General features: G+C 45.7%; 12 protein-coding genes. 6 read left to right on the forward strand and 6 right to left on the reverse strand.

Translation table 11 applies throughout. The features are described from left to right. Window positions 1-12 precede the first annotated feature (12 nt). Entirely contained in the window at window positions 13-444 is a 432-nt protein-coding gene (locus U0033_RS11165; RefSeq protein ID WP_072356639.1) for a hypothetical protein, read from the reverse strand. Window positions 445-532: 88 nt separating this feature from the next. Further along, on the reverse strand, window positions 533-775 hold the full coding sequence (locus tag U0033_RS11170) for a hypothetical protein (RefSeq protein ID WP_072356636.1): 243 nt from the start codon (window positions 773-775) through the stop codon (window positions 533-535). A 244-nt stretch (window positions 776-1,019) separates the two neighbouring features. Between U0033_RS11170 and U0033_RS11175 the strand changes: the two genes are divergently transcribed. Continuing rightward, the gene (locus U0033_RS11175; RefSeq protein WP_072356633.1) at window positions 1,020-1,502 is read left to right on the forward strand and encodes a hypothetical protein; all 483 of its coding nucleotides are present in this window, start codon (window positions 1,020-1,022) and stop codon (window positions 1,500-1,502) included. Between the two features lie 105 nt (window positions 1,503-1,607). Here the strand turns inward: U0033_RS11175 and U0033_RS11180 are convergent, their stop codons facing one another. From U0033_RS11180 to U0033_RS11190, 3 genes are all read right to left on the reverse strand, one after another. Next, complete coding sequence (locus U0033_RS11180; RefSeq protein ID WP_143150569.1) at window positions 1,608-1,919, reverse strand: transposase; 312 nt, start codon at window positions 1,917-1,919, stop codon at window positions 1,608-1,610. Window positions 1,920-2,107: 188 nt separating this feature from the next. Further along, window positions 2,108-3,109 (reverse strand): PorP/SprF family type IX secretion system membrane protein, encoded by a 1,002-nt coding sequence (locus tag U0033_RS11185; RefSeq protein ID WP_072356631.1) that lies wholly within the window; start codon window positions 3,107-3,109, stop codon window positions 2,108-2,110. 4 nt (window positions 3,110-3,113) lie between these two features. Continuing rightward, window positions 3,114-5,699: a T9SS type B sorting domain-containing protein gene (locus U0033_RS11190; protein ID WP_072356628.1), complete on the reverse strand. Its 2,586-nt coding sequence runs from the start codon at window positions 5,697-5,699 to the stop codon at window positions 3,114-3,116. A 281-nt stretch (window positions 5,700-5,980) separates the two neighbouring features. On the opposite strand from U0033_RS11190, the gene U0033_RS11195 reads away from it, so the two are divergent. From U0033_RS11195 to U0033_RS11215, 5 genes are all read left to right on the forward strand, one after another. Then, window positions 5,981-6,541: a Crp/Fnr family transcriptional regulator gene (locus tag U0033_RS11195; RefSeq protein WP_072356625.1), complete on the forward strand. Its 561-nt coding sequence runs from the start codon at window positions 5,981-5,983 to the stop codon at window positions 6,539-6,541. Between the two features lie 95 nt (window positions 6,542-6,636). Beyond that, window positions 6,637-7,671 (forward strand): efflux RND transporter periplasmic adaptor subunit, encoded by a 1,035-nt coding sequence (locus tag U0033_RS11200; protein WP_072356622.1) that lies wholly within the window; start codon window positions 6,637-6,639, stop codon window positions 7,669-7,671. An 8-nt stretch (window positions 7,672-7,679) separates the two neighbouring features. Then, entirely contained in the window at window positions 7,680-10,739 is a 3,060-nt protein-coding gene (locus U0033_RS11205; RefSeq protein WP_072357065.1) for an efflux RND transporter permease subunit, read from the forward strand. Then, window positions 10,729-12,051: a TolC family protein gene (locus tag U0033_RS11210; RefSeq protein ID WP_072356619.1), complete on the forward strand. Its 1,323-nt coding sequence runs from the start codon at window positions 10,729-10,731 to the stop codon at window positions 12,049-12,051. The genes U0033_RS11205 and U0033_RS11210 overlap by 11 nt, the downstream gene beginning before the upstream one ends. An 11-nt stretch (window positions 12,052-12,062) precedes the next feature. After that, complete coding sequence (locus U0033_RS11215) at window positions 12,063-12,497, forward strand: DUF2147 domain-containing protein (RefSeq protein WP_072356617.1); 435 nt, start codon at window positions 12,063-12,065, stop codon at window positions 12,495-12,497. 96 nt (window positions 12,498-12,593) lie between these two features. On the opposite strand, the gene U0033_RS11220 is transcribed toward U0033_RS11215, so the two are convergent. Beyond that, window positions 12,594-13,475 (reverse strand): DUF5777 family beta-barrel protein, encoded by an 882-nt coding sequence (locus U0033_RS11220; protein WP_072357064.1) that lies wholly within the window; start codon window positions 13,473-13,475, stop codon window positions 12,594-12,596. Between the last annotated feature and the right edge of the window lie 4 nt (window positions 13,476-13,479).

The following is a 13,479-nucleotide window of genomic DNA, read 5'->3' on the forward strand; positions in this document are numbered from 1 at the left end:
TTGTGAAAAATACTATTTACTATTGCTGTAACTAGCCTGGCTAAACAGATCATAGACGTTCTGTTTCTTTGTATTGCCGTCCAGCTCACGCAGTATGATGCTCTGCAATTTTTGCAATACAGCATCCTGCAGATCGGGAGATACTGTTGCTAATGCGCGGACAAAACAAGCTACCTTTCCTTCCAGTGAGGTTTCATCTTTGCAGGTAAGGACAATGCTAAGGGAGTCGATACCTGTTTCGAGTGCTGCCAGTACTTTATTTTTCAGGATAGTATCTGCATCACCGGGGATGATAGCTTCCAAAAGATCCACGACAGGGCTTTCCAGGGCAGCTTTAATGATCCTGGTTACACGCAGGGCTTCTTCTGCATGTGCTGCAATAAAAGCGTCAAATTGTTGTAATGCCTGTTTGATTTTAGTTCCTGTTTTTTTACAGAATGCCATAGGGTATATATTATTTAATTGTACAGTGCTTTTTTTAGAAGCTCCCTCTTGACAGAGGGGGCTTTTGTTTTTAATAGGGAGAACAATTCTAACGTCTCTCCAGTACGCTTTCCAGGCGCTCCATGACCTTTGTATTATTTTCTATCACTCCCTGCATTTTTTCACGGTCATTATTCAGGTATTGTGCGAGGCGATCTTCCAGTTTTATCTGGCGCTTCCACAAGATCCATGCGATACCAATGAGTACGATTACAGAGAAGGCCTGGTCTCCAAGCCGCTGGAAGAGCACGTTTCCGGGGTTAACATCAATAACTTCATTTAATAGTAACATCAGAGGTTAACAATTTAGGGTTTAAAGGATCTATGCTTCTTTCATTTTCATGTTTGTGTTACAAGCGATTTACAATACAAAGGAACAGCTTTTCAACACGGTGAAAAAATCGCGAAATAGTGTTTATTCTTTTTTTGCGAAGTAAGATTTCATTGTTTGCATAATCATTAATGAAGTGAATTTTTAAGATGCAGAATAGGTCGATATTTACACTGTTGTTAACTCAAAAAAAACATAAAATAAAATGAACAGTTTATTTGCACAACTTTTCGTATCACTGCAAACACGCATTGCCACAACAGTTCCGGGGATACAAGGGATCTTACCAGAGATGGGGCAAACAGAAATTTACACAAGCATACCTGCTATATGGCCATGTGTATTTATTGATTTCAACAATGTGACTTTTACAGAAATACTCAACCAGGGTCAGCGTGCAAATGGTGAGCTGCAATTGAGATTAGTATATTATGTATTGGCTGCTGACGGGCTTACTTTCACAGATACAAATACTGTATTGGAATATTATGACGTAGAAACAAAATTACACGAGGCATTGCAGGGATGGAGCAGTAATGGGATCAATCCATTGAGTAGAATCAGGGTGAGTACGGAAGTAAGATCAGATGCATTCAGGGTGAGAACGCTCACGTATAGCCTGGATTTTGAAGAGTATCCTACCATGCCTGCAAACCCTGTTGCAAGGCCACAACTGGAACTTAGCTAAATCAAACCGGGTCCCACACCGGCTGTTGTTGATAATTGCACATCATTAAAAAAGGTGGCTCATTAAATTGAGCCACCTTTTTTTTGGGGTTAACAATTGTTGACATTACCACGTCAACCAGGGATAAAGCAGCCGTAGTTGCTTCAAATCGGGTTGTTCTCTTTTCATTATTTGTTCAAGGCGCTCGCTATTGCACTGCATACGGTAGATAATATTACTGTTCTTAATGTAGAACTCCTTGGATAATTCCTCTATAGCGGAATCATACCGCTTTTGCTGAAGCTTGATGTAATAATAATACCGGTGCAGCAGGCATTCGTCCCTCAGGGCGATCATATCGGCGGAGCGGCCTTTGCGCACTGTTTTGGAGACAGGATTTTCTATGAAGTGATTAAAAAGGGTCTGTTGTCCTCGCATAACTTTAATTCTTTGTTTGTGATTGACTAAAACGCCGTGCTGCATGGATGACGGGTGCCAGGTTATTTTGTTCAGTATCAAAGTTAGCAGGTCACTTACTATTGTTTCTGCGTAGTGACCCCTATGTGGACAAAGTTATCCACATATTTTCAGGGCTAATTAATCATTGGAAAACAATTACTTGTACATTAAAAATGGCGCGGGCATTTGACCTTATTCATGCTGTTTAAACTGGGGATCGTCAACCCTAAAGAGAGCTCATGTGAACCACGTTGATAATGTGAAATTCCACTGGTTGAAAAGTCGTAAGAATAGCCTATTCTGAGGTTGTCGCTTGCATATACCTCCGTCAACACACTGAAGGCATTATTAGGGTCTAAATTGGGCTGTAAATTCGTATTTCCGGGGTAGTTAAAACCGGTCCGGTAAGAAGCACCGATCCACAATGTTTCCTGCAATAAAACAAAGATATTCACGTCCACATTCACAGGTCCTTTAAAATCTCCTTTCACCATAATAGCAGGTTTTAACTGCACGTCCTGGTTCAAAGAAAAAATTGTTCCTGCTGAGAAATAAAGGTGCCTGGATTTGCGTAAGGATGAATACAATAATCCATTCCCTAAAAAAATCTTGCCGCTGGTATATGCAGAAAAGAGGTTCAATACGGAAACCCCTATATAAGAGCTGGCTGAATTATAATAAATACCTACTCTTGCATCAGGTACAAGGGTAGACTGACGTCCCAGGATCACTTCCGGATCATCTGCATCTACATACTTACGGTTGCTTCCATCCACACTATAATTCGTAACACCTACGCCCAGACCAAAGGCCAGTCTTTTTTCATCTTCCCAGTCCATCGGTATCCGGTATGAATAATTTATAAACAGGGCGGTGGAAGACTGCGGGCCGAGTTTTTCGAGAGAGGTCAATACCCCCCATCCTACCCGCTTATCGGAGTAATCGGTAAGTCCATCTGCAGAGATCGTACCAGTGACCGGTGCACCCGGGAACCCTGACCACTGCTGCCTGTAGCTGCTGTGCAGGTAAAGTGCTTCCTTGTATCCAGCATATGCTGGATTTATAGCCAGCCCGTTAAAAATATACTGACTGAACTGTACTTCCTGCTGGGCATACGCCTGCAGGAAGTATAGGAAGAAAACTAATATGGTGATACTCCTTTTAATCATTTTGCTACCTTGTAATCAGTTCAACATAACCTTTGTAAAGCTGCGATCCGCCAGCCATGTTGACTTTGAGCACGTAATAATAAATACCGGCACTCAGCCCCTCTCCTGTCCAGTTGTTATTGTAATTATCACTACGATACACCTGATTGCCCCAGCGATTATAGATTTCCAGTCGTGAGCCCGGATAGAGGTCCAGTCCTTTGACCACGAACTTATCGTTCTTTCCATCGCCATTAGGAGTGATCACGTTGGGTATAAAAAAAGTTGCACTGATGGCAGGTGTGGCCACTGTGCTTGAATTATTTGAATTGTCCGGATCTATTTCGTTGGAAGAAACATAGGCTGTATTCTTCACCACACCAGCAGCCGTTACACGGGCTTTAAACGATAAGGTTGCCGATTTCAGTACTTTCAGCGTATCGATATTCCAGACTACCTCATTCATTGCAGCATTGTAGGTAGCATAACCTGCAGACGGTGTCAGTGCTGTACCTGAAGACAGGTTGGAAGGAAAATCATCTGTGATGATCAGCGAAGTAGCATTGTCCAGCCCCTTGTTGTAAACTGTGAGCAGGAATGAAATCTCATCGCCGATCCCGATTCCGCCGGTGGTTTCCAGTGTCTTTACAATACTAACATCGCAGGCAGGCGCATCGTTGAAGTCAACGTGACGGGTACAGGTAGCTTTAGTACTCGCATCGGTAACGGTCACATATACACTACCGTTAGGTTGTGGACTGGCTGAAATGGTACTGAACTTTCCATAAGCATCGGCATGCGTGGTGGTAGATGTGCCATCCGGAAATCTTATAACGGCGGAAGCGTTGGGTAAAGTATTGCCTGTTATCACAATTTGTCCCCCTACCTGTTTTACAGGTGTATTGATAACGAACACCGAGATTACTGAAACGAGTTTTACCCTGATGGATGCAGAACAGGTATTGGCATCTTTTACCGTGATGCTGTAAGTGCCTTCCGGTAACCGGCCGATAGTAGGGGCAGAAGAACCGGTGCTCCAGGTGATGGTATAAGGAGCCACACCTCCTGTGGCAACAGCGGTGAGGCTGCCCGTTGCATCGCCGGGGCACCCCACGGAAACCTGTGATACTGTAATTCCGATTACATCAGGTTCTGTGATCACTGCTGATTGGGCATTTGCAACGCAGGCATTTGCTCCTTTTACGGTTATGCTATACGTGCCCGGAGATAATCCTTTAAATACAGAATCTGCCTGCCATGCACCGCCATTGATCGCATATTGATTGCCGGCGCTGTTGGAGGTGACCCTGATGATGCCGTCTTTAAAGGTATTGCAGGACACATTTGAGGATATTAATGTAAAAGCCGGGCCAGCGCTGACATAGACTTTCTTTACCGCAGAGTCGATACAACCACTGTTGTTCAACTCGTATTTCATGGTAGCTGTTCCACCTGTGAGGCCATTGACAGTGCCACTGGCATCTATTACGGCAATGGCTGTATTATTACTGCTCCAGGTACCGCCGGCTACAGATGTACTGAGTGATAAACTGCTGTTGGCACAAAGCGTACTGTCTCCTGTGATGAGGATGGGAGTCGTTACGATCTTGTCTATATTGGCTACAATGTGTACGATTTCGCCGGTGGCCACAGAAATGGCGTTGACGTTTGTTGTAGAAGCATCCGGATCATAGATGCTATATCCGCTTAGCTTCCATCCGCAAAGCGGGGTGGCCGTGAGCTGGTAGGTGCCCGCGGTAAGGGGTATGATCACGCTGTTATCCACCGGAAGAATACGGATTCGTTCTCCATCCAGCCAGCTGGTGGTGGTACGGCTATAGATAGCTGTATTATTGCTGCTCCATACTGCTCCGTCAAAAGCGGTGGTATGATTAAAGTCTGACCTGGCGCTTGCATCTGTGGTCCAGGTGCTGCCATTGTAAAAGTCACCATTGGCATAGACCTGGCCCTGGCCATCAACAGCAATATCTGAATAGGAGCTTGTACCGATATTGGTGGAGGCGCCGCCGGTAAAAGGAATGGTATACACGCCATTGGCCAGGTATACAAGGGTACCGGTGTAAGGCTGAATATCCAAACGGGTAGCGCCGGCACTTCCTCCTAATAACTGTGCCCAGCTATCGAAATAGGGAGCAGCCAAACTGATATTTGTCAGGATACTGCCGTCGGAACGGGTAATCGCAATACGTCCGCCACCGAAGGAAATATCCTCGACAGCAATATTTGCATGAAATGCAGGACGATAAATAGTATTGAGGGTGGTACCGTCGAAGAAGTATGCAGTACCCGTAGCATCGACACTCACAAACTGACCGGCGCCTGCACCATCGATGCTGACAGCCTGGTAGCCGGTGTTAGCCCACTGACTGGATCCTGAAGGACGACGGTAAATGTTGGTGGTGGTAGCTGCCCATAGTTCTCCACTTACGCCGGCACCGATGTCGCTGATAGCACCTGATGTGGAAGGGAGATCGTTCAGCACGAAATTCGTGGTTCCATTTAAAGTGAAATGGAAATCTGGCGATGTGGCGTCATCCTGGCTGTTAACGTGTAAGTAGATATAACCTTGCTGTGGGTATGCTGCTTGCACGTAAAGTAAGAATATCAGTGACCATAATGTACTCCAGGCAGGTCGAGGCATAACTATATGGGAAATAAGCGGGATGAAGGGAAAGCACCCCCTTTCAAATACACGGTTTTCCAAACAAAGATATATTATTTGATACAATTATACAATATGACTAAATAATAATATTAAATTATTGAAGCACTAATTTTCAGGTGAAACCGGGCCTGTTTTATTCCCTTAAAAGTTGTTGTTTGTGAAAGATTTGAGCCCTTATGTTCTACAAATTTTCGGTAAATTGCACCATGGAATTATTAGGCTTTCTCCGTCAGGAATTTGATCTCCCTGCCAACATTTGTTCAGAACTGGAACAGGCTTTCACCTGCGAGATCCTGCCTAAACACCATAAGCTGCAAATACCTGATTCCATGTCGAAAAAGGTATATTTCCTCGAATCGGGCCTGCTACGCTCGTATTACATCAAAGAAGACAAAGACATTACCCATTTCTTTTTCAGTGAGAATTCGTTTAGCCTTTCTATTGAGAGCGTTTTCTACAACACCCCTTCCCTCATAGGCCTTGAGCTCTTAGAACCTTCTACTGTACGCTGGATTTACTACAATGACCTCGAAATCTACATCAATAAGTATAACAAGCTGGAAAAGCTGATGCGTGTGCTCCTGATTGACGTCATGAAAAAATTGTCAGAAAGGTTGTATATGACACAGTTTCAATCTGCGCAGGAAAGGTATAAGACCATGCTGGAAAAGCACCCTGATATTCTATTGAGAGCTCCTTTGGGCCATATTGCCTCTTACATTGGCATCACCCAGCAAAGACTGAGTGTGATCAGGAGCCAGAAATAAGCACAACAATTCCCCTATCGGCATGTTTTTTAATATAGATTAAAAATTACTCCGGAAACTTATTGAATTTTTGCAATATAATTAATGTAGTGCTTATGTTTAAGAAATGTGCCTGCTGGCTTGCTACTATAGCCATCTTTACCAGCAGTTGTCATACAGGGGGTAAACCATCATCCGCACAGGATACTGCCATTCCCGTGATCACTCAGAGCGTTCAAACCACCACCGCCAGCCATGCCATCAACATCAGCGGAAATATAGAAGGTAGTAAGACCGTCCACCTTGGCTTTATGGTAGCCGGGAAGATCAGTTACATCGCTGCCAACGAAGGCCAAACCATCAACAGTGGCCAGTTACTGGCCAGCCTGGATCCGCAGAACTATGCTATTGCCAAGGAAATGGCTGATGCCAGTACCAACCAGGCACAGGACGAATACAATCGCCTGAAGATCATGTATGACCGTAAGAGTATCAGTGAGAGCGATTTTAGCAAGATCACCAATACCCTGGCACAGGCCCGCGCCCAGCAAAAGCTGCAGGCCAAGAACCTTTCCGATACAAAACTCTTTAGCCCCATCAGCGGGGTGCTTCTGAAAAAGAGCGCCGAAACCGGTGAGATCACCAGTGCAGGTATGCCGCTCTTCACTGTGTCCGACATCCGCACCGTGAAGGTGAATGCTTACATTCCAGAGAGTGAACTGAATAATGTAAAACTGGGCCAGGAAGCTGCCGTGCTGGTAGATGCAGTGAACGAAACCTTCCATGGAAAGGTGACTGAAGTAGGTGCTGCCGCGGATGCTGCTGCCCGTGCTTTTACAGTGAAGATCACCCTCGATAACCCGCACCTCCTGATCAGACCGGGGATGATTGCTGAAATCAAACTGGCTTCCGGCAATGTCAGCAACATCCTCGCCATTCCTGTAGAGGCGGTAATGCACGACATCGACGGACAGACTTATGTATACGTTGTAGATGGTCAGCGCCACCAGGCTTTCAAAAGAAAAGTGAGCGTTGGTCAGCTCAGTGGTAACCTGATGGAGATTACTACAGGCCTGAGTACCGGCGAACAGATTGTGACCGGCGGTCAGCAAAAACTCAATGACGGTGCTGTTGTTTCTCTCTCTAAATGATCTTCATCATGAATCTTGTACAATCTGCTTTAAAATATAAACAGGTGACGCTGTCCGTGCTACTGCTCGTGTTTGCAATAGGCGTGAACTCCCTGCTCACCATGCCCAGAAGGGAAGACCCGAAGATTACGATCAGACAGGGCCTGGTGATTGCTTATTTTCCAGGTGCCAATTCCGCACAGGTGGAAGACCAGGTCACCAAAAAACTGGAACAATACCTTTTTCAATTTGAAGAAGTAAGAAAAGATAAAACCTATTCTACCTCACAGGATGGCATGGTCATCGTGAATGTAGAACTGGGAGAAAAAGTAAAAAACCCGGATGTATTCTGGAGTAAATTACGGCACCAGCTGCTGGTGGGCAAGTCCATTGACTTTCCCCAGGGTGTACGCGGGCCTATTGTGAACTCTGACTTCGGGGATACGGAAGCGCTGGTGATCGGTATTGAAAGTGATTCTGCTACCTATACCCAGCTGAAGGAATATGCGCAAAAACTGGAAGATGCCATTCGTACCATCAAGGCATCCTCCAAGATCAAACGTATTGGTGAACAGAAAGAACAGATCACCGTTACTTCCAATTCCGAAAAGCTGGCACAATACGGTATTAATGTAACGCAGGTTACACGTGTGCTGCAATCACAGAATACTATTATGGCGACCGGTGATGTAAAAACGGATGTGACAAAAGCACCCTTGTATACCACCGGATATTATAATACAGAAGATCAGATTGCCAACCAGATTGTAGGTACAACCAGGACAGGGGCAACGGTGCGCCTGGGTGATGTAGTTGCTATTAACCGTACCTATGCAGATCCCTCTTCTCTTATTACTGTGAATGGTCACAAGGCCATGATGCTGACGGTACAGATGCTGGAAGGTAATAATATTGTGAAGTTCGGACAGGCGGTACAACAGAAACTGGATGAGGTATCCAAACTGCTGCCTTCAAATGTGCATATCACTACGATCGTGAATCAGCCTACCCTGGTTGATGAAAACGTATCTCACTTTATAAGGGAGTTCTTCCTGGCCATTATCTCTGTAGTGATCGTGGTGATCCTCTTATTGCCATTACGTATTGCGGCGGTAGCTGCGATGGCGATCCCGATGACTATTGCTGTTACGTTTGCGATCATGCACCTCTTTGGGATAGAGTTGCACCAGGTATCACTGGCAGCATTGATTGTTGTATTGGGGATGGTCGTCGATGATGCGATTGTTATTGCAGATAACTATGTAGAGCTATTGGATGCAGGCAAGGACCGGTGGACGGCAGCCTGGAAGAGTGCGACAGACCTTGTGGTGCCGGTATTGGCAGCTACGGTAACGATCATTGCTTCCTTTATGCCGATGGTACTGATCACCGGTGCGGTGGGTGAATTTATTGTTGCTTTACCGATTACTGTGGCAGTAGCATTGGGTTCTTCCTTTATCGTGGCCATGGTATTGACACCTTTATTATGTTTTACATTCATTAAGAAAGGACTGCACAATCCGGAGAAGACTAAGAAGAGAAAATCTTTGCTTGACAGGATGCAAAATGCATATAACAGTGCATTGGACTGGTGTGTGTTACATCCGAAGACAACAATCATTGGTAGTTTGCTCACGATTCCGTTGGCAGGTTTACTGTATGCAAAGGGCATCCGGCAGAAGTTTTTCCCTGCTGCGGAAAGGAACCAGTTTGTGATAGAGCTGTGGATGCCTACCGGCACGCGGCTTGAGAAAACGGATGATGCGGTGCACAGGCTCACGGCCCTGATCAAAAACGATCCCCGTGTTACCTCCTATGCTACATTTTCCGGTACAAGTGCACCCCGCTTTTATTACAACTATTCACCGGAAGTACCGGTAAGTAATTACGGACAGGTTTTAATCAACACAACTACAGAAGCAACTACCGAAGCCCTCTCTATGGAGCTGGAGCAAAAGGTAGCTGCTGCTGTACCGGAAGGTTTGCCACAGGTAAAACTCATGCAACAGGGTTCTGTGCTTAAATCCCCGGTAGAAGTACGCATTATAGGAGATGACATCAACAGGTTGAAACAGATTGGTGCAGAAGTGCAGCAAATTGTTCAGCACACCAAGGGTAGTTATCTCGTAAGAAGTGATTTTAGGGAAGACTATTATGGCGTAGGCATCCAGCTGAAAGATGAAGCCAACAGGCTGGGCTTCGCGACAGCTAGCATTGCACAATCAGTTTATACAGGTTTTAGTGGTTACCCTGTATCCACAATGTACGAGGGCAACAACCCGATCGACATTGTATTGAGGCTGGATGAACAAAGCCGTAGAAGCTTTAGTGACCTGGAAAATATGTACCTGGAGTCTCCGGTTACTGGTGCCAGTGTTCCTTTACGTCAGATAGCTTCCCTTACTCCTGCATGGCAGACGGGTAAGATTATGCACCGCAATGGTGTAAGAACATTAACAGTGCTGAGTGAAACGGCGGACAATGTACTGCCGGCTGACCTGCTGAAAGCCATCAAACCTGCTATCAGCAAGCTCACGCTGCCGCCGGGTTACCAGATTGTATATGGAGGTGAAGATGCGAATAAGAAGGAGACCTTTAGCCAGATGATGGTGGTACTTGTTATCAGCCTGGTGGCGATCTTCTTCATATTACTCTTCCAGTTCCGCAACCTGAAGGAAGCAACGATTATTATGCTGACCATTCCGCTTAGTTTGTTTGGAGCTATGGCAGGTTTGTATATGACGCATAACAATTTCGGGTTTACGGCTTTTGTAGGTTTAATCAGTTTGTCTGGTATCGTGGTGAGGAATGCGATCATCCTGGTGGATCATACCAACGAGCTAATGAAGCATGGCATGGATATTCGCACGGCAGCTATTGAATCAGGCAAGCGCAGGCTGAGACCGATCTTCCTCACAGCCATGGCAGCAGCGATCGGGGTATTGCCCATGATCATCTCTGGCTCTCCCATGTGGAGCCCGCTGGCCAGTGTGATTGCCGTGGGTGTAGTATGGTCTATGATCGTAGCCCTGCTCACTGTACCCGTTTTATATATCGTATGGATCAAACCGACTTCCGATGAAAAGTAGATGCCTTATCACACTCATTATATTCCTGCTCACGGCACCCCGGCTGCATGCACAGCAGCCGATGCCGCTCGATTTGCAGCAGGCTATTGATCTCGCTTTGCAACATAACAGGGCACTGCACATCAAGAAACTACAACAATCAGAGAAAGCGGCAAAGCTGCACGAGGATGCGATTAAACAATATCCTGCAGTTACCGTCAGCTCTGCCTATCAATACAACCAGAACCTGGGCGCACTGAATATTCCTGCCGGGTATTTTGGTTCCCTCCCACTGGGTGGTACTACAATTGGATTGCCGAATAAAGATGCCAGTTTTGAACTGGGTAAACATAATAACTTCAACGCGGGTGTGACCGTGTACCAACCTATTACCCAGCTGGGTAAAATAAAAGCGGGCATGGAAGTGACGAAGACCGATGTATTGATTGCTGAACAGGAAAGCCGGAAAGCATCCCTGCAAATCAGGCAGGCCGTTGAAAAACTCTACTATGGTTTACTCATCAATCAGCAACAACAGATCACTGCGAATGCGAATCTTCAGTTAGCGCAGATGAAACAGTTTGATGTGGAGAGTGCATTGATAGCCGGGAAAACAGTAGATGCCAACAAGGCAGGCCTGCAGGCGAATGTGGCGGATGAAGAACAGAACCTGCTGAAACTGCAGATACAGGCTGATGATTACATGGCAGATCTGCAACAGCTTACCGGTATCACTGCAGACAGCGTGGTACTTGCGGAAGTAGATTACAATCCCCAACCGCTCAGTGACAGCATTTCCGGTGATAATAATGTAGACATCCGGCTGGCCAATTTAACGAAAGTTAAAACCGAGCAGGCCATCAAAGCGACACAGCGCAGTTATCTGCCAGACTTTGGTGTAATGGCAGGTTATACATACCAAACAGGGAATGTTTTGTATCCAAGCAGCAATCCTTTTGTAGGGGCTTCCTTTAAGTGGAATATCCAGGATATATTTTCCAATAAGCAGGTGATGCACCAGCGCAATTTCCAGCTGCAACAGTCTACCGAATATGTTGCCAATACGCAGGAGACGGTGAACCATGATATTGCAAAAGCGAAAAGAAGGATTAACCAGGCCATTGCCCTGATCGCTGTAGCGCAAAAGGCTGTAAATTACAGGCAGGATGAGTTAAAAATTCAGCAGGATAAAAAAGATGCTGGCCTGAATATTGAAGCTGATCTGTTGAACACAAAATCACTGCTGGCGAAAGCGCAGGCAGACCTGCTGAGTGCTAAGCTCAGTTACAGGATCGCTTATTCTGATCTGCGCATTTTGACCGGCGCTTATTAAAACGTATTCACATGAAAAGGATCGCATTTTTATTAATCACTTTGTTGTTTTCCACGCAGGTATTGCTCGCACAGGACAAAATACTGGGTAACTGGCTGAGCGAAGAAAAAGATGGGCGTATTGAGATTTATAAGACCGGGGATAAGTATTCCGGTAAGCTGATATGGGGTAAGGACCTTGTAGAAGCTGACGGGAAGACACCCCGTAAGGACAGAACTGATACCAAGAACAGCGATCCTAAATTAAGGAGCCGTCCGTTGTTGGGGCTTGTGCTGCTGACTAATTTTACCTATAGGGATGGGGAATGGAGTGGTGGAAAGATCTATGATCCCAAGAGTGGGAAGACGTATAGTTGTACGATGAAACTGAAGGGAGAAAAACTGGAAATAAGAGGGTATGTCGGTATTTCTATGTTTGGAAGAACGACGGTGTGGACGAGGGGATAATGATGTGTTTCCTGTTTTGCGCTTCCGATTTTATCACGGCCCGCTTCGCAGGTAGTGATAAAATCGGAAGCGCTTTAAGTAAGATGCCGGCCCGGGCTATTTTTTAAAGTTGAAGTTCCTGGTAATATTGAACCCAAAATAGATATCCCCTTTACCCCAGCTACCATCTGTCTTTGCCAGGTAATAAGGACCTACCATGCCTGCGGCATTGGTAAATACAAGCTGGAATACGTGACCTCCCGTTTCAATATCAATTCCTCCTGAGATAGCGTCATACACTTTTGTACTTACGACCTGGTTGCGCAGCAGGTAATTGTACTCAGCATTGACGCTCATTCTCTTTGTGAATTTCAAGCGACCACCGGCAGATACCGCGAAGAGATCACTTTTATCTTCGGGTGTTGGCACGAGGTTATTATGAATCCAGGATGGTACGACTTCAAAAGAGAAAGCAGGAGAAAACTTTTTGGCGATGAGCACCTGGGTTGTATACGAAGTGCGATAGCGGGCATCGAGATAAGGCTTATCTGAATACCGCTGTGTATAGTTGGTGATCAGGCCATACAGGCTTACAGAGATGGGCATACCTACCTCTTTTTGCTGCAGGAGCTTATACTTCAGGGAGCCATCGAAGGTTTTGTCACCAGAGCTACGCCCCAGTCCCACTGAGAAGCGGTCTGTAATCCCGTAGTCTAATGCAAAACGAATAGAAGCATTATCTAATCCGAAGAACTCGTAGGCACCACCGTTAAGTTTTCCGAAACGGTGCATGATCATGAATTGCAGGCTTTTCTTTCCCGGCGATTCTACGGTAGGCAGGTTTACGATCTGTGTGGCCTTGAAGGTACCGGTCACGAGCTGTCCCTGCTGTGATTCAGCTACGGCATCGTCCATCATTTTCATCAGGCTGCTGTCCTGCGCCATCATACGGCTGCCAACGAGTAATAAAAATATGGTTTGAATGATTCTTCTTTGCATATCC

It is taken from the genome of Chitinophaga sancti, assembly GCF_034424315.1.
Lineage (GTDB): Bacteria > Bacteroidota > Bacteroidia > Chitinophagales > Chitinophagaceae > Chitinophaga > Chitinophaga sancti.

Bases quoted from the DNA above. Each gene is read 5' to 3' on its own strand.
- U0033_RS11165 (WP_072356639.1), bottom strand. From the start codon at position 444: ATGGCATTCTGTAAAAAAACAGGAACTAAAATCAAACAGGCATTACAA.
- U0033_RS11170 (WP_072356636.1), bottom strand. From the start codon at position 775: ATGTTACTATTAAATGAAGTTATTGATGTTAACCCCGGAAACGTGCTC.
- U0033_RS11175 (WP_072356633.1), top strand. From the start codon at position 1,020: ATGAACAGTTTATTTGCACAACTTTTCGTATCACTGCAAACACGCATT.
- U0033_RS11180 (WP_143150569.1), bottom strand. From the start codon at position 1,919: ATGCGAGGACAACAGACCCTTTTTAATCACTTCATAGAAAATCCTGTC.
- U0033_RS11185 (WP_072356631.1), bottom strand. From the start codon at position 3,109: ATGATTAAAAGGAGTATCACCATATTAGTTTTCTTCCTATACTTCCTG.
- U0033_RS11195 (WP_072356625.1), top strand. From the start codon at position 5,981: ATGGAATTATTAGGCTTTCTCCGTCAGGAATTTGATCTCCCTGCCAAC.
- U0033_RS11200 (WP_072356622.1), top strand. From the start codon at position 6,637: ATGTTTAAGAAATGTGCCTGCTGGCTTGCTACTATAGCCATCTTTACC.
- U0033_RS11205 (WP_072357065.1), top strand. From the start codon at position 7,680: ATGAATCTTGTACAATCTGCTTTAAAATATAAACAGGTGACGCTGTCC.
- U0033_RS11210 (WP_072356619.1), top strand. From the start codon at position 10,729: ATGAAAAGTAGATGCCTTATCACACTCATTATATTCCTGCTCACGGCA.
- U0033_RS11215 (WP_072356617.1), top strand. From the start codon at position 12,063: ATGAAAAGGATCGCATTTTTATTAATCACTTTGTTGTTTTCCACGCAG.
- U0033_RS11220 (WP_072357064.1), bottom strand. From the start codon at position 13,475: ATGCAAAGAAGAATCATTCAAACCATATTTTTATTACTCGTTGGCAGC.